This is a genomic window from Oceanobacillus zhaokaii (genome assembly GCF_003352005.1).
GTDB lineage: Bacteria > Bacillota > Bacilli > Bacillales > Amphibacillaceae > Oceanobacillus > Oceanobacillus zhaokaii.
Window position 1 is genome coordinate 3,376,469 of the sequence record NZ_CP024848.1, and the last position, 17,147, is coordinate 3,393,615.

Below are 17,147 nucleotides of genomic sequence, written 5' to 3' on the forward strand. Positions count from 1 at the left end.
TCTAGATACGCGATATGTATCTAGACTATCTCATCTTTTGAAGCAACTCTATTTTTCTAGGATACTTCTAATTGCCTTTACATTCTCTGCAGCACTTTCAAGTGGATCTTTCGTAAAGTGTTCTTGTTCAACGATAAACCACTTAACACCAATTTCATTTCCTTTTGAAATGTATGTAGAGAGTGGAAGTGTGCCAGTCCCTAGTTCAGTCGATATTGGTTCTGCACCCTCAAGTTTCATATCTTTAATATGCAATGACACACAGCGGTCAGCATATTTTTCAATGATAGTTACAGGATCATAACCCGCATAGGATGCCCAGAAGCAATCCAGCTCCATTTTTAAGTTGCTAGCATCCGTATTTTCATAAAGGATATCAAATCCGGTTTCACTGTCGAATCGATCAAATTCGAAATTATGGTTATGATACCCGAGTGAAAATCCTTCTGCTTTCATTTTATTACCGATATCGTTTAGCAATTCTGCTGTTCGCTTGTAATCGTCAGCTGTTGTTCTTCTGCTTTCTTGTAAATATGGAACGATAATAAGATCATTTCCGATTGTTTCATGATATTTCAATGTTTCATCAAGCCGATTTTCCAGCAGTTCCAGCTGAACATGAGCACCTGCAGCTATAATGCCTGCTTCTGCCATTGTCGATTTAACCGCTTCGGCGGTATAGTTTTCGAATCCAGCAAATTGTACCCCTGTATATCCCATTTCAGCTACTTTTTTTATCTTTTCTAACAAATCCTTTTCAGCAGCATCTTTTATTGACCAAAGTTGTAACCCTATATTTCCCATCTCTTCCCCTCCAATTCGTTACCTTTACCACTTTCATGGTTTAGCACATTCATAGACTTCCTCTTCCTGAATACGATTCCACTATTCCTTCACAGATCCAGACGTCAACCCGGAAACTATTCTTCTCTGGAATAACAGTACAAGCAATACAATTGGAATTGTCACGATAACTGTTGCTGCGGATATATCTCCCCAAGGAACTGAGAATTCACTTTGATACATCGATATGCCGACTGGAACGGTTCGCCACATATCATCACTATTAATTGTTAGGGCAAATAAATACTCATTCCATGCTGCGATAAATACTAGAATTCCAGTTGTGAAAACACCTGGTGCAGCAAGCGGGAAGATTATCTTTCGAAACGTTTGAAATGGTGTTGCCCCATCGAGTTTCGCTGACTCTTCCAATTCAAATGGGATTTTTTGAAAGAATGTCGATAAAATCCAGATTGCTAATGGAAGACTGATTGTGATATATGGAATGACCAGTCCTAAATAGCTGTTGCGCAGACCAAGATCCGTTACTAAATTAAACATCGGCGAGATAATTGCGATTTGCGGAAACATGGATGATGCTAGGACGATACCTAGGATGAGTCCTTTCCCTTTAATCGGCAATCTTGTCACTGCATAGGCGGTGAGCGATGCAAATGCTAATGAAAGAACCGTTGTTATTCCAGAAACGACGAAGCTATTTAGCATATAACGCAGTAAAGGCCGATTTGTTAATGCTGCTTCGTACGAGTCAAGCGATGGATTGGTCGTGAACCATCTAAAGCTCGAGAATATTTCACTCGGTGGCTTGATTGATGTTAGGAACACCCAGATAAACGGGAACATCACTAAAAATACGAATAATACTAAAAATAGGTAGAACCCAATACCAGCTCGTTTATTCATTTCTCACCCTCCTCATTTAGTCCGACCTGCAAATAATTCCGAACCAATGAATTTCACATAAATAAAACTAATGATTGCAACACATAGGAATACAATTACAGATAGAACCGAACCTTCGCCGAAATTTTGCTGGGCGAACAAGGTTTTATATGCGTATACCGAAATGGATTCCGTCGCATTTGCTGGTCCCCCGCCTGTTAATACGTAGATAAGGTCGAACACTCGGAAGGCGTCTAACGTTCTAAATAGCAAGGCAACTAAAACAGATGATTTCAGAAGTGGTAGTGTGATGCTCCAAAACTGCTGAAATTTATTCGCACCATCCACATCCGACGCTTCGTATAGCGATTGCGGAATTGTTTGTAAACCTGCTAACAATAAGAGCGCCATGTATGGCGTTGTCTTCCAAACGTCAGCTAATATTATTGAAAACATCGATCCCTCTGATGTTGACAATAACCACGATGCATTCGGAATGATGTTCCATGTTTCTAAGTAGTGCCCGACAATCCCCGACTGTCCATCATAGAGGAATCCCCACATCATCGCAGCAACTGCTGTAGGTATTGCCCAAGGAATAAGTACAGATGCTCGGATAATTCCCCTGCCTCTAAACGTTCGGTTGATTAGTAGAGCAATTGCCAAGCCAATCACTAATTCAAGCGCGACAGATATCACTGTAAAAAATGCGGTATTCCCAATTGATTTCCACATCCGCTGATCTTTGAAATACTTCCCGTAATTAGCAAAGCCAATAAAATTAGATTCCAAAATCGTTTTTCCTGTTGCGCCAAGTAGATCTGCAGTTTGCATGAATTTCAAACTGTTTGCTTCATCATCGATCGATTCAGAGATGGTGGCCAAGCTCTGCTGATACGATTCGAGTGCCTGTCGATAATCCTCGGCGAAGTCATTATCAACTTCCGTATACTTTAATTCCGAATCTTTAATAGGGGTAAAATTCATCAGCAGTTCATCAACTTTTTCTACCTTCCTCTTAACCTCCTCGTCGCTAATCAAGGTTTCATGATAAGATGCGACTCCCTGCTTTATCTCTGCAATTGTCTGCCTCGTATCCTCACTCTCTGTTACCGACGCCAAATCATCCAGCTGTCTATCGATATAAAAATGATTATCAACATATCGTTCAAGGTCGATGTTTGCGTCCATCATTAACTGCGAACGAGCTGGATCATTCAAACGATAATCAAACATACTATTCCAGAAAGATTGAGCAACCGGCCACAGAACAACAACAAATACGAGAATAAGAGACGGCAGCACCATCGCATATCCTAGCTGCTTCTCGGTCAACTGAAAGCCTCGCTTCTTCTTTTTCATCGTAACACCCCTCTTACATTTATGTACTGGGAAATATTTTTTTAGAAAACTAAGGTTTAACCAAGCCTTTCGGTGACAACCTTAGTTGCACTTATGTAGTAAGAAAGTTTTTATACTTTCTTAACTACTTAAGGAAAAACAAGATGGGAGTTCTCGCCCATCTTGTTCTCACAAACTATGGTTCAACCAATTATTCATTCATTGCCGCTTCGATTTTCGTTTGCATATTCGTTGCAGCTTCTTGTGCAGACTGGTCTCCTGCCAACACCTTCGATATTTCGATTTGCATAATGTCAGATACTTCCGGATAAATTGGTGTTACTGGTCGTGATACAGCACTTTCCAATACAGCGGCAAAATCTGGATTTGCAAATAACTCACTAGCTTCTTTCACTTCTTGATCGTCATAAAGTGCCTTCAATGTTGGCGCACGTCCACCGTTTACTGCAGTGATTTTCTGTCCTTCTTCACCAGAAATAAATTTAACGAATTCCCATGCTTCTTCTGGATGCTCAGAATAGCGATTAATCATCGTCATCCAGCCACCAAGTGCAGCTGCATTACCTGCATCCCCTGCAGGAAGTGTTGTAATTGCAATTTTCCCAGCAATTTTAGATTTTTCCTCATCATTGGAAGAGGATTGCATGTATGGCCAGTTCCTTGCAAACACGGATTTTCCTTCAATAAATGCATTTTCGGTATCAATCTCTTGGAAATTAAGGATATTTCCAGGAACAAAGTCAGATCCAACTACCTCTGCCATTTTTTCAATTGCTTTCACTGTCTCTGGGCTGTCAACAACGACATTATTATCCTCGTCGATTACTTGTCCACCATATGAAGCAATGAATTCAATTGCATTTGTAATTAACCCCTCATACTGTGCTGCCTGCAAAATGTACCCAAACTCAGTACCTTCTTGCCCTTTCAAGGCATTTGCTTGTTCAATTAATTCATCCCATGTTGTCGGCGGCTCTTCTACAATATCTGTTCGGTAATAGAACACACCAGCATCAGTATATTGCGGCATTGCCCACTGTTTCCCATTAAAATTGGCAGCAGCTACTGTTCCCGGGAAATATGCATCCATATCAATCCCGTCCCGCTCAATCAGACGGTCGAGCTCTAATGCATAGTTAGCTTGTGCAAACTCTGCTGGCCAAATAACGTCTGCATTGAACACATCGATTTCCGTACTTTGTGAACTAAAAGCAGTTACATATTGATCATGGGATTGCCCTGTATCTGCCGGCATTTCACGCGACTCTATTTTAATATGTGGAAATTTCTTCTCAAATGCTTCGATCACCATGTCCGTCCCTGGTGTAGTATCCACCCCACGCGCATAAACAATCGTAACCTGTTCCTTCTCTTCCCCTTCATCTGTTGCCTCATCTGTAGTGCCATCTTGCTCTTCTGTTGCTGAGTCAGTTTCATCCTTCTTATCTTCCTTAGTTGATGTTTGACTATCACTCGAACATGCAACTAAAAATAGTGCCAAAGCAATTAAAAATAAACTACACAGTGCATTTCTCCACAACTTCATTTCATTGCCCCCTTTGTCATATCGTGTTCATTCACATTTGAGTGTAAACGATTACATTTTACAATTTTCATTATACTGGAAAAATTTAACTTGTCAATATATATTTGGTACCATTTGGCGCCTGTCCCTTCTCGGTTTTTGGCGAATGATGTCGACTTTTGATTGGTCTTGAGGTGTAGCGTTTAGTGCCTCGGTTAGAGCTCACATTCAAAATTTAGAGAGCCCGTATTGAAATGGAGCGACCTGCTTTATAGTCGGGGCTCCTATAAAGCTTCCATTAACATTCCTAGAGTGCTCCTCCTCCCTATCTCCTCAAAAACCCACCTTCTGAATTTATCACCTGTCCAGTAATCCATTCAGCTTCACTGCTTGCCAGAAATGCAACGAGTCGGGCTGCATCATCTGGAACACCGATTCGACCCATTAAAAACTTTGGCAATAGTTCATGTTTAATAGATTCAGACATCCATCTAGAATCAGTGGGACCCGGATTTACTGCATTTACTGTAATCCCCAGCGGAGCGAGCTCCGCAGACAGCGAAAGTGTGAATGCAGAAATAGCCCCCTTTGTTGCAACATAAGCTAATTCCTCAATCATCGGTCCTTGCGCTTGACCTGATGTCATATTAATAATTCTGCCAGAAGTTTTGTCGGAGTTCTGAAATCTTCGTGCAAATTCCACACTAAGCAGCATCGTTGCTCTCATATTTACTGCATAATGATCATCTATAAGCTTTGCATCCAGATTCATATAACCATCTCTTAACGAATGTGCTGCATTATTTATTAATATTGTCGGTAGCCCAAATCGAGCTTCTGTGGCATCTAATATTTTCATAGAGCAGTCTGGTGTGGATAAATCAATCTCCAAATAATCGGATTGTACCCCGATTGCGACTAATTCCTTTTGAAATTGAACTGGCCATTCTTTATCAGCCTGCCAATAGGTGAAAAAGATATCCGCTCCTTCCAATGCTAGTTTGCGGCAGATCGCAGCGCCAATTCCATTTGCATGGCTTACCCCTGTGACGATTGCAACTTGGTTTTGTAGTTTGCTAATGATGAACACCCCTCTCTTTTGAAAACGATTACAAATATAGTATTGGTTTGTAGGTTGTTTGTCAATATTGCTCGCACTACAAGAATGATATTAAAGAACTAGATTGCTGGATTAATCTTACTAAAAAAATTAATGCTCAATTCTGAATTTATGTTAAAATTAATATTGAAATAATAAAATATCATATTAAATAGTTGAACAGTTTTGCTCAACAAAGAAAGGTGGGAAAATTTGGAGTTACTTAAGAATAGAAACGAGCTTTCAGTAGAAGGGAAAAATGGGATAGGATTTTTATTGTCAGGTGCAGTAATTTGGACAATCATTACAATTATATTTTTACAGGCAATCGATATTTCTCAGAAAAATATATTTATGCTTTTTTCAACGGGGTTAATGTTCCCACTGTCCGTCGGTATTTCAACGCTTATAAAAGCCGATTGGAAATTTAAAGATAATCCTTTGGGCAATTTAGGATTGTATCTAAATCTCTCACAGTTTATCTATTTTACTATATTTTTTTGGGGAATCATAAAAAGCCCAGAAGCAGCAGTTATGTTTTTCGCCATTATCACTGGTGCCCATCTTTTTCCTTATGGATGGCTATATAATGCCAAACCTTATTATGTCATGGCACCTGTAATTTCAGTAGCAATTATGGCACTGGGACTGTATTTAGACGGGGAGAATTTGTGGCTAATACCGCTCGCTGTAGTTATATTATTAATCCTTTTAATTATTTGGGTCTACGCAAATTATAAAAGCAAAATATAAAATAAATGAAACATTGAAGAGGGAGTACAAGTGAGTAACCCCCTGTTCCTTTCCATAAGTAAGGTATACATAAGATTATTTTTAAATAGGAGGGGAAGCTTGTCAATTTACAAGCTTCCCCGACGGTAAATTATTATATTTCAGGAACCAACAACACCTTATACCCCTAATTAACTTCGTTTGATAAAAAGTCTATTTGCTCTTGAGCATTGTCTTTCTTAATAATATCTAGCCCACTATCAATACGTGGCTCAATTTTTTCCCCTTTGAGATTGGCAACAGCATTTTTCACTCCTAAATAACCCATTTCATATGGCTTTTGAGCAATTGATGCATACATTCCACCATTTAATATAGATTCAGCAGCTATCTGATCCCCATTAACACCGACAACCTTAATATCTAATCCTGAGGCCTCAACTGCACGTAATGCTCCTAAAGCCATATCGTCACTAGCTACAAATACAGCTTTTAAATCTTTCTCTACTTGAAGAACGTTTTCCATTACATTCATAGCTTTTGTAGAATCGCTATCCGCAGGTTGCTCAGCAGCAATTGTAACACCAGCTGCTTCAAATGTATCTTTTGCACCTTTGATACGGTCATTTGTTGCTGGATTACCTGCTGCGCCATCAATTAAAGCCACTTTATCTTCGGATTTTAAACTCAAATCATTAATTAATAATTCAGCACCAGTCACGCCGGCAGAATAGTTATCTGTTCCAATATAGGATAAACGACTATCCATAATAGCATCAGTATCAAGAGTTATAACTGGTATTTCAACATCTTGTAATAAAGTCACAACCGTTGGTGGTTGAAGTGGGGCTACTAGTATTGCATCAGGATTTTGACTTAATTGATCCTCAATCATATTTACTTGTTGCATAATTTCTGCTTCTGATGGAGGCCCAACGATATTTAATTTAACTCCAAGTTCTTCGGCTGCTTTTTCAGCCCCTGCTTGCATTACTTTCCAATATGGAGTGGAGGCTGTTTTCAAAACAACTGAAATTTTAATTTCATCATCATTGTTGGTATTTCCATCAGATGAGGAATTTTCTGCATTTGTTCCAAGATTACACCCACTTACAAGTAGCATTAATAAACCCGCAATAATTATAAATGATATTTTCTTTTTCATTTCAATTCCCCCTAGTATAGTTTCTTATCTATTTGCTCTTTTTCTTTTTCTTAGTCTTAGAACATCCACATAGACAGCTAGAATAATAACTGCACCAATTACAGCCATTTGGATATCAGATGAAATATTTAGTAGGTTTAATCCATTACGTAGGACTGCAATAATAGCAGCACCAATCGCAGTACCTATAACAGTACCAACTCCCCCAAACATACTTGCTCCACCAATAACCACGGCGGCAATCGCATCAGTTTCATACATAAGTCCAGCCGTTGGGAAAGCTGCATTAACACGACCTGCTTGAATAACCCCTGCTAAACCTGCCATTAAACCACTAATTGTATAAACGATTAATAGCACTCGGTCTACATTTATCCCAGATAGACGTGCTGCTTCTTTATTACCACCAATTGCATAAATGTAACGGCCTGTTTGAGTTTTTGTAAGAAATATATGCATGGTAATGAAGACAACAATAACTATTATGAAACTTATTGGTATTAACCCGCCGATAAATCCATTTCCCATGTATTGAATTAGTATAGGAAAACCAGCAATTGGGGCGGCTGCAGTTACCATTAACGCTAATCCACGCCCAATAAATTGTGTACCCATTGTTGAAATAAAAGGATGTGGTAAACGTAATTTAGTCAATAGCAATCCGTTAATAAGCCCAAACCCAGCACCAATTATAAGAGCTACGATTATACCTATTATTGGGTTTATCCCCATTGTAACGCTTACGATAGCCATTACCATTGAAGAAAATGCTAGTATTGAACCGACAGACAAGTCAATACCAGCAGTTAAGATTGGAAGAAGCATTCCAATAGCCAACAAGGCATTTATGGAAACTTGCCTGGCGATGTTCATAAAGTTATCCATTGTTAAGAACTGATCAGATGTAAATGTAAAAGTTAAACATAGTAGTATTAGTGCTATTAATGTACCAAACTTCCCTAAATATTTCTTCAAAGTAGTTAAAAAGCTTGTTTTCTCGTTTTGACCCTTTGGTAAATCATTAATTTCTTCTTGTTCCTCTGGTAAATTATCGATTTGTACTTGACTCAAGGTTCTCACTCTCCTGTAGCATATTTCATAATAACTTCTTGACTCGCTTTCTCAATTGGAATATTAGCAGTAATTCTTCCTTCACTCATAACAAGTGCACGATCACAAATTCCTAATATTTCTGGCAACTCAGACGAAATCATAATCACGATATTCCCCTGTTCTACAAGTTCATTCATTAAACGATAAACTTCTACTTTAGCTCCAACATCTATACCTCTAGTTGGTTCATCAAAAATAAAGACTTTTGCTTTTGTACATAACCATTTAGCTATAACCACCTTTTGTTGGTTACCACCACTTAAAAATCTTGCATTTATGTCTATACTCTCAGTTTTTATCTTTAGTTCCTTAACATAATCTGCTGCTTCTTTTTTCATGTCATTTAATTTTAATAATCTTGTTTTTTTATTAGCAAAATGCTTCATATTAGCTAAAGTGATATTGAAATGTAATGATTGATCAAGTTGTAGTCCTTCATTTTTTCTATCTTCAGTAATAAAAGCTATTCTAGCCTTAATAGCATCACTGGGCGAATTAATAGTCACTTCTTTACCATCAATAAATACTTTGCCTCCATATTTTGGATCAGCTCCGAATATTGCACGGGCTAATTCAGTCCGTCCTGCTCCAACTAATCCTGAAAACCCAACAATTTCTCCGTAATTCACATGAAAACTTACTGGTTCAGAAGCCCCCTCAACAAGAAGATTCTCTACCCTAAATCCTTCTTTTCCAACCTTAAACTGTTTTTTAGGGTATTTTTCATCCAAACTCCGACCTACCATTAATTCAATCCAGTAGTCAGGGTCTGTTGTCTTAACTGGAAGTGTATTAATCATATAACCATCTCGAAGTATTGTTAATCGTGTACCAATTCGCTTAATTTCTTCTAATTTATGTGTAATAAAAATGATAGCTACTCTCCGCTTTTGTAATAACTCAACTACTTTAAACAACTGTTCTACCTCTCTACCACTTAGACTAGAAGTAGGTTCATCCATAATGATTAGTTTTGCTTCAAGTGCAATTGCTTTTGCTATTTCAACAAGTTGTTGTTGACCCATTCCAAGTTTCCCAACTTCCATATCAACAAGTTCCTTGCCATTTTGGCCTAATTCGTTTAAGCAACGAATTGCTTCTTTACGCATATAATCTCGATTTAAAAAGGATATCTTCCCTCTTTTTTTCTGTTCCCTTCCTAGAAAGATATTTTCATACACTTTAAGCTGCTTAACATTATTTAATTCCTGATAAATTGTTGAAATTCCTAGATTCATTGCATCATGGGGTTTGTTAAATTCTACCAATTTACCATCCCAATAAATTTCCCCAGCGTCATTTTTATGAACACCAGTTAATATTTTGATTAATGTTGATTTTCCAGCACCATTTTCTCCTAGTAAGACATGGACCTCACCGCGTCTTACATTAAAATCTATCCCCTTTAACACTTCGTTTTTATCAAAGCTCTTTTTAATACCCTTTATTTCAAGGAGATTCACAGCATGTTCAGCCATTTCTAGACTCCTTTCGTCTTTGTATTATTATTGCTACCTTGCGAGTAAGGTTATCTATAATTGTTCCTTCACTTCATTACTGCATCAGATGTCATTATTCTTTTATAAGACAAGATAATTTATTGTTAATTGTCCCTTAACTGATAAAATTAATAAAAACTTAATATCTCACTGGGACTCTTTTATTAAGAAATTCTACTGATTTCTTATAAGAGTTAATTAATTGGTTTAGATAGTCTCCTTGTTTAACAGGAGTAAAAGGATTCTCACCAAGTGCAGTCATTTCCATTATAATTGGCCCTTCATATCCAATCTCATCTAGTACATCTAATTGGTCTTTTAGATTTGCATGACCTTCGCCAACACCTAACCGGTTTGAATCAGCCAAATGATAAATACCTAATTTATCACCTGCAATCCTTAATGCTTCCAGTGGGTCAGGCTCATCAATATTCATGTGATATGAATCTAATAGTATACTTAGATATTCATTATCAACCTCCTTACATAATCTACGAGCTTCATTAGCTGTAATCACTTGATAATTTTCATAGCGATTTAACACTTCATATACAATTGGTAAATTTACCTTTTCAGCTTCTGATATTATTTTTTTCGTACTATCAACAAGTAAGTTCCAGTCAAAATCAACATCACCACTGCTTTTAATTTTCCCAACATCACCATGTAGACAAATACGATGTGCACCAAGTTCCTTTGCCCAACTTATAAGTTCGAAGTAATAATTTATTGCAGAGGATCTAGCTTCTTCATTTGTGTTGGATATATCTACATTTGCTGGTGTAACTGAAAAAGGAAGTAGCGAATATTTTTCTAATATCTTTTTCAATTCAGAGGGAGATTGCGTTAAATCACCTTCAACTTCTACACCAGCTACACCTATTTCTACAGCTATTTGACATTTTTCCTCAAAAGATAATGGGCCAAATGTCCAAAAACATAATCCGATTCTTTTCTTCATAAAAATACAACTCCCGCTTTAATTTATAATTCAGATAATTTAATATAGGATAAATCTAAGCCTAAGCACCTACAGATAGTTGCCTATTAAGGTTACTCGCTACAAGCTAATAAAAGCGCTTACACAAAATAAGTAAAAGAGATACTAATAACCTAATAAATATATTATGTAATTTCTATACTAATGAATAAACTTTATTAGTATATATTTATTAACTTATTGATATCTATAAAATAAATATAACCCAATAATTAACAATAGTCATTTCATTTTATTGCTTTTTTTTAAAGTTTATTGCTATTTTATTAAAGTATTTGTGTTTTCTAACTTTTTAAGTGATTTATTCCTAAATCTTTATCAATTTTCTTATTATATGGAAGCTTCTATTTATCTATATAGTTATCTTAAATATAAACTCTTGATACTTTTTGGGAGAATATCCTGTATGCTTTTTGAAAGTTGTAACAAAATACGATTCACTATTAAATCCACATTTAAATGCAATTTCACCAATCGAAAAATTAGATGTATATAAAAGATCCTTTGCATAATTGATTCTGTAATTAATTAAGAATTGTCTAGGAGTATATTTTGTCTGTTCTTTAAATATCCTAGAAAAATGATATGGACTAAGATTTACTTGTTTTGCTATATCTATTAAACTAATATCCTTATTATAGTTTTTTTCAATGAACACAACTGCTTGTTTTATTGTTCCATCTATATTCTGATTTTGATTAGATAATTTCAATAATTCATAAATAATATGTTGAATTATAAGGGAAGCAACATGTTCATCTACTTTATCTTCCTTCATCATATTTAGAATCTGTTTCATATAATTAGGTATTTCCCAATTATTATCAATAGAAAAAATACAACCACTTTTCCTATATAAAAGATCAAAGTACTCTTTGGCACCAGCCCCTTTGAAGTGAACCCATTCAATATTACTATTTTCCACAGCACCATAAAGGTGTGGAAAATGACAATCCAAAAAGAAAAAATCATTTTCTTTTGCGATATATTTTCCATCCTTATAAAAAACTTTCATTTTCCCTTTTTTCACATAACAAAAATAGTACTGCTCAAAACGCTGCCTTTTTGTCTCATATTGTTCTGAACAAAAATAATTTCCTCCCATTGTTGGGTAATAAAGAACTTCTTTAGCAAAAGTACTTGGAATATGAAAATATTGTTCTGAATTCTTTAAGGTTCCTTTCTCCTTCATTCTATCACCCTCATTTCAGACAAATTATAAAGCATAAAAAGCTATGTTTGTTTTAAAAAAACATTTCATTATCCCATGCATTCCATAGATACGTATAATTTCTTGTACTGTTAAGCTACATGGAACTTCACTATTATAAGCAATTGCATTAAAAATTGAGTTGTTTCTTCTATGTATGAATCCTTGTAAAGTTATAAGAAGAAGTATTGCGGGTTCGCACTTTTTATACAGCCATTTGTTAATACTTCAACACTATTTTCTGTTTCATTATTGGCTTTGGCAGCGTCTTTAGATCCAAAGATCCAAATGCTTCTAATTGTTGATCATAACCATAAACTGCTTGACGGCTGTTATCAATCACACCAATTGCACCGCTTTCAATTTTTAATATTCTAAGGGTTGACTTAGTAATCTATAATCTCATTAACCATTACTAGGTTTATAGTTGTATCTTAGTCTTAATTTAAATTAATTAATTGCTCCGTATCGATAGATTTTTGACAAGCCTCAGCAACAATTGTACTCTGTAAACCATCGTATGCGGTTACTTCTGGTTCACGACCTGCTTTTATACATAATATGAATTCTCTCATTTCTCGGAGAAAAGCTTCTCTAAAACGTTCTGGGAAGGTTTGAAAAGTTGGTCTGGTTACACCTTGTTCATTAAATACTGTTACAAGATTTTTTTCGGGTTCTTGAGCTACACGTAACATTCCTTTTGTACCAATCAATTCTGTTTCCACATGATAACCATGAGCTGCATTTCTACCAGAAACTAAAAGGGCCATTGTTTTATCTTCTAATTGCATCATGGCGGCACCTGTTTCTAATTCGCCTAAGTCATCTAATACTGGATAAGCTGCATTTTTACCAATTGCCCAAACATGTTTTACTTCCATACCAGATATCCATCTTACTAAGTCAATATCATGGATAGACAAATCTGCAAATAATCCACCACTCTTACCATCAGCAGCAAATTTAACGAAGCTTTCTAGTTCAGAGCCTGGATCAATTCCATAACAACGAATTAATGTTAATTCACCAATAGCACCTTCATCGACCATTTTTTTCGCATATTGGTAAGATTCATCATATCGTCTCATGAAACCTAATTGAAAAGCTTGATTTGGATGTGCATTAATCACTTCTATTGTTTGTTTAATATCTTCTACATCTAAACCAATTGGTTTTTCACAGAAAACATGTAAACCTTTTTCCATTGCCAAACGAATATGTTTAGTATGAAGGCTAGATGGTGATACAATAACTACCGCATCAATGTTTGGGCTAGAAATCATGTCCTCATAATTTTTAAAAGTTTCTTTTACACCTAAATCTTTTCTAGCCCTTTCTAATTCTTCTTCATTATAATGACATGCTGCATAAAGAGTTGCACTTGGTACATTTTCTGCAATATTTCGAGCATGAATTCGTCCCATTCTTCCTAAACCGATAATACCAACTCTTATTTCCTTCATTATCTTCACTCCTTGATATGATCAATCCTACTAGCTTCGTTTATGGTAATATATACACTTAACCTCAATAGCTAAACTAACTTTACTTCACACTAGGATCAAGCAACACCTTATACCCTTCTTTATTTATCGCAATATCAAATCCTTTTTTCCAATCATCTAATGATAGTTTATTAGAGATCAGTGGACGAACATTTACCTTTCCAGACTCTAAAAGTTGTAATGCTGTTACCCATGATGTTGGTTCAGATGCGTAGCTATTTGTCATATTTATTTCTTTCATTAGGGCTAAATCATGGTCGAATTCAATTTTCTTACCGTACAATCCTACTTGCACATATAACCCAGTTTTCTTCAATAATTGTAGGCAGTTATCAGCTGAAGGAGCTGCGCCGGAACACTCAAATGCTACATCAAAAGTTCCCATTAGGCTCACTAATTTATCTTTGTCTTTTGGATCATCGACAATGACCGTATCGATTGCTCCGAGCTCTGTTGCAAGTTCGAGTCTGGCTTTATCCTTGGATGTACCGACAACAACTATATCTCCACCGCTAGCTCTAGCTACTTGTAATACTAGTAATCCTATTGTGCCTGGTCCTGCTACAACAACCCTGTCTCCCGCTTTTACCGTTGCCCTTTCAATTACACTTCGAACAACGCATGCTAATGGTTCGCTTAGTGCTGCTTCATCCAGGCTGATATTTTCTGGGATATTATAGGCTAGGCGTGCTGGGACTTTAACATATTCTGCAAATGCTCCATTTACACCTGATCCGATTGACTTTCTCTCCTCACATAACATGAGCAATCCGTGTCTGCAATAGTAGCATTGCCCACATGTCACAGCTGCAGTATGGGAGACCACTCGATCTCCTTTTTTGAATGCACTCACGTTTCCTCCGACTTCTTCTACAATTCCTGAATATTCATGTCCCATGACTACTGGATAGTCAGCTGGGTATTCGTCTAGTACAATATGGATATCCGTACCGCAAATACCAGTAGCATGCACTTTTACTTTGATTTCCTCATCGTTTATCATAGGTTGAGCTATTTCCTCAAGCCCAACATTATCTAAACCGGGTCCTTTTTTCAATAATGCCTTCATCCGATACTCTCCCATCTTTTTTATCGTTTTGTTATTTTTCTGGGTCGACTTTTCGAAATCTACTTAAATGGTTTTGTTGTTAAATCTTGATTACAAAGATAGTAACTAGCGTTTTTTTCCGATATACCAGCAGACAGACAAATCCCACTGTTACAAACAAATATCTCTCTTTTATTATAAAAAAGGGGAAATATTGAATACTTCCCCTTTAGCATGCTTGATTGCTTGAACCAAACAGCCTCATCTTTTCCTTTACAACTTCGGTAATTGCCTCCATACCCGGCACGAGAATTGACTGTGGATTATAAAGTTCTTGATCGTTTGTTAAAATTTCACGAACGGTTTTTGCCCATACTTGATTGCATTCAGTATTTACATTTATTTTTGCATGGCCAAGTTCAATGGACTTCTTAATCTGATGTTCCGGTATTCCAGAACCGCCATGTAGAACAAGTGGTATACCGATAAGTTCAGAGATTTCTTCCATTTCGGCAAATCCGAGCTTTGGCTCCCCTTTATATGGACCGTGGACTGAACCAAGTGCTGCGGCCAAAGCATCGACATCCGTTTCTTGAACAAGGCGAAGGCATTCGTTTGAATCAGCATACCTTATTCCACCTACAATGCCATCCTCTGTACCGCCAACAGAACCGACTTCCGCCTCTACCGATATGCCATTTTTATGGGCATACGTAACGACTTCCTTTGTTTGTCTAATATTTTCCTCAATGGAAAGCTTAGAGCCATCAAACATCACAGAGCTATAGCCAGCATCAACTGCTTCTTTGCATCGTTCTACACTAAGACCATGATCCAAATGGAGTACAACAGGTACCGTAATCACCATTTCCCTGACCATATTTTCTACTGTTGAGGCGATCAATTTAAAGCCCCCTAAATAATCTACTATTCTATCAGAGGAAGCGAGAATTACTGGTGATTTTTCCTCTTCTGCACCTCGAAGAATCGCCTCTGCCCATTGAAAATTATTGATGTTAAATTGACCAACAGCGTAGTTATTTTCTATGGCTACCTTTAGCATTTCCTTCATTGAAACTAACATCTCATCACGTCTTCCTTTAAAAACTATTTTTATTAAATAGAGGTACACCCATATACTCATAATTTTAATTTGCTCTGTTTCTGTATTATTTTAAAATTTTATCTAACATTTTAACTTTAACTGGTTTACCAGAATCCAATGATTCTTTAGCTGCCATTGCAATTCTTTGTGCCATAATACCATCTTCAAAACTACATGAAACCTCTTCATTATTACTTATGGCTTCAAAGAATTCTTGTACTTCTTTGATATATGCGTCATTGTATCTTTCTAAGAAGAAGTATAGTGGGTTATCTTCTTTCACACCGTCTTCCGATAAGAATTCCACCCTCGATTCCGTTTCATTTTTAACGTTTGCTGAACCCTTTGACCCAAATGCTTCAAGACGCTGATCATAACCATATACAGCTTGCCTACTATTATCGATTACACCTATAGAGCCGTTCGCGAATTTCAATGAAATAATTGCTGTGTCAATATCCCCTAGCTCTCCAATTTCAGGATTCACTAATGAAGCCCCTTGAACAAAAACTTCTTCCACCTCTGAACCCGAGATATATCGCGCCATATCAAAGTCGTGGATTGCCATATCAACAAAAAGTCCACCAGAGCTCGAAATGTAATCTAGAGAAGGAGGCGCGGGATCTCTTGATGTGATTTTTAGAATATGCAATTCCCCAATTTGTTTTGTTTCAACTATATCTTTCACCTTACTAAAGTTTCTGTCATATCTTCTATTAAATCCAATTTGGAATTTAACTCCAGCCTTTCTAACGGCTTCAAATGCGTCTAATGTTTCCTCATCAGAAAAACTTATTGGCTTCTCACAGAAAATATGTTTTCCTGCTAAAGCAGCTTCTTTAATGATTTCCGTATGTGTATTGGTTGGAGAACAAATAAATATTGCATCAATTTCTGGATCACTTATTATATCTTGATAATCCTTTGTTAAGTTTTCTGCTCCGGTAGTATTAAACCAATCTCCCAAATGATCTGTAAAAACATCGGAAATCGTCTTAATTCGTATATTTGATATGTTCTTCAGATTATCAACATGTAATTTCCCGATTCTTCCTGCGCCTATAATCCCAACTACAATCTCTTTATCTACCATTTTGA

The 17,147-nt window shown here is 36.6% G+C and carries 16 protein-coding genes; 1 reads left to right on the top strand and 15 read right to left on the bottom strand.

What is annotated here, in order from left to right:
• Positions 1–48 precede the first annotated feature (48 nt).
• The 5 genes from CUC15_RS16765 to CUC15_RS16785 form a co-directional block, all read right to left on the bottom strand.
• The gene (locus CUC15_RS16765; RefSeq protein ID WP_114917763.1) at positions 49–804 is read right to left on the bottom strand and encodes a sugar phosphate isomerase/epimerase family protein; all 756 of its coding nucleotides are present in this window, start codon (positions 802–804) and stop codon (positions 49–51) included.
• A gap of 81 nt (positions 805–885) precedes the next feature.
• Positions 886–1,707 carry a carbohydrate ABC transporter permease gene (locus CUC15_RS16770; protein WP_114917764.1) on the bottom strand — a complete coding sequence of 274 codons (822 nt, stop codon included), beginning with the start codon at positions 1,705–1,707 and terminating at the stop codon, positions 886–888.
• Positions 1,708–1,719: 12 nt separating this feature from the next.
• Positions 1,720–3,048: a carbohydrate ABC transporter permease gene (locus CUC15_RS16775; RefSeq protein WP_114917765.1), complete on the bottom strand. Its 1,329-nt coding sequence runs from the start codon at positions 3,046–3,048 to the stop codon at positions 1,720–1,722.
• A gap of 190 nt (positions 3,049–3,238) precedes the next feature.
• Positions 3,239–4,594, bottom strand: coding sequence for an ABC transporter substrate-binding protein (locus CUC15_RS16780; protein WP_114917766.1), 1,356 nt, complete (start codon positions 4,592–4,594; stop codon positions 3,239–3,241).
• 304 nt (positions 4,595–4,898) lie between these two features.
• Positions 4,899–5,654, bottom strand: a complete 756-nt coding sequence (locus CUC15_RS16785) for an SDR family oxidoreductase (protein WP_114918492.1) — start codon at positions 5,652–5,654, stop codon at positions 4,899–4,901.
• Positions 5,655–5,885: 231 nt separating this feature from the next.
• Here CUC15_RS16785 and CUC15_RS16790 point away from each other — a divergent pair, with 231 nt between their 5' ends.
• Positions 5,886–6,425 carry a DUF7010 family protein gene (locus tag CUC15_RS16790; protein WP_205317625.1) on the top strand — a complete coding sequence of 180 codons (540 nt, stop codon included), beginning with the start codon at positions 5,886–5,888 and terminating at the stop codon, positions 6,423–6,425.
• Positions 6,426–6,591: 166 nt separating this feature from the next.
• Here CUC15_RS16790 and CUC15_RS16795 read toward each other — a convergent pair whose 3' ends face one another.
• The 10 genes from CUC15_RS16795 to iolG (CUC15_RS16835) all read right to left on the bottom strand — a co-directional run bounded on the left by CUC15_RS16795 (position 6,592) and on the right by iolG (CUC15_RS16835) (position 17,142).
• Positions 6,592–7,569 (bottom strand): sugar ABC transporter substrate-binding protein, encoded by a 978-nt coding sequence (locus tag CUC15_RS16795; protein ID WP_114917768.1) that lies wholly within the window; start codon positions 7,567–7,569, stop codon positions 6,592–6,594.
• A 24-nt stretch (positions 7,570–7,593) separates the two neighbouring features.
• Complete coding sequence (locus CUC15_RS16800; protein WP_242986017.1) at positions 7,594–8,544, bottom strand: ABC transporter permease; 951 nt, start codon at positions 8,542–8,544, stop codon at positions 7,594–7,596.
• A 101-nt stretch (positions 8,545–8,645) separates the two neighbouring features.
• Positions 8,646–10,145 (bottom strand): sugar ABC transporter ATP-binding protein, encoded by a 1,500-nt coding sequence (locus CUC15_RS16805; RefSeq protein WP_242985890.1) that lies wholly within the window; start codon positions 10,143–10,145, stop codon positions 8,646–8,648.
• A 175-nt stretch (positions 10,146–10,320) separates the two neighbouring features.
• Entirely contained in the window at positions 10,321–11,142 is an 822-nt protein-coding gene (locus CUC15_RS16810; RefSeq protein ID WP_114917770.1) for a sugar phosphate isomerase/epimerase family protein, read from the bottom strand.
• A gap of 391 nt (positions 11,143–11,533) precedes the next feature.
• Positions 11,534–12,373: an AraC family transcriptional regulator gene (locus CUC15_RS16815; RefSeq protein ID WP_114917771.1), complete on the bottom strand. Its 840-nt coding sequence runs from the start codon at positions 12,371–12,373 to the stop codon at positions 11,534–11,536.
• 238 nt (positions 12,374–12,611) lie between these two features.
• On the bottom strand, positions 12,612–12,734 hold the full coding sequence (locus tag CUC15_RS20690) for a hypothetical protein (RefSeq protein ID WP_278309183.1): 123 nt from the start codon (positions 12,732–12,734) through the stop codon (positions 12,612–12,614).
• A gap of 97 nt (positions 12,735–12,831) precedes the next feature.
• Positions 12,832–13,854, bottom strand: coding sequence for an inositol 2-dehydrogenase (gene iolG / locus CUC15_RS16820; RefSeq protein WP_114917772.1), 1,023 nt, complete (start codon positions 13,852–13,854; stop codon positions 12,832–12,834).
• 82 nt (positions 13,855–13,936) lie between these two features.
• Entirely contained in the window at positions 13,937–14,965 is a 1,029-nt protein-coding gene (locus CUC15_RS16825; RefSeq protein ID WP_162800348.1) for a zinc-dependent alcohol dehydrogenase, read from the bottom strand.
• A 208-nt stretch (positions 14,966–15,173) separates the two neighbouring features.
• Entirely contained in the window at positions 15,174–16,028 is an 855-nt protein-coding gene (gene fba / locus CUC15_RS16830) for a class II fructose-1,6-bisphosphate aldolase (RefSeq protein ID WP_242985891.1), read from the bottom strand.
• An 85-nt stretch (positions 16,029–16,113) separates the two neighbouring features.
• On the bottom strand, positions 16,114–17,142 hold the full coding sequence (gene iolG / locus CUC15_RS16835) for an inositol 2-dehydrogenase (protein WP_114917774.1): 1,029 nt from the start codon (positions 17,140–17,142) through the stop codon (positions 16,114–16,116).
• Positions 17,143–17,147 lie beyond the last annotated feature (5 nt).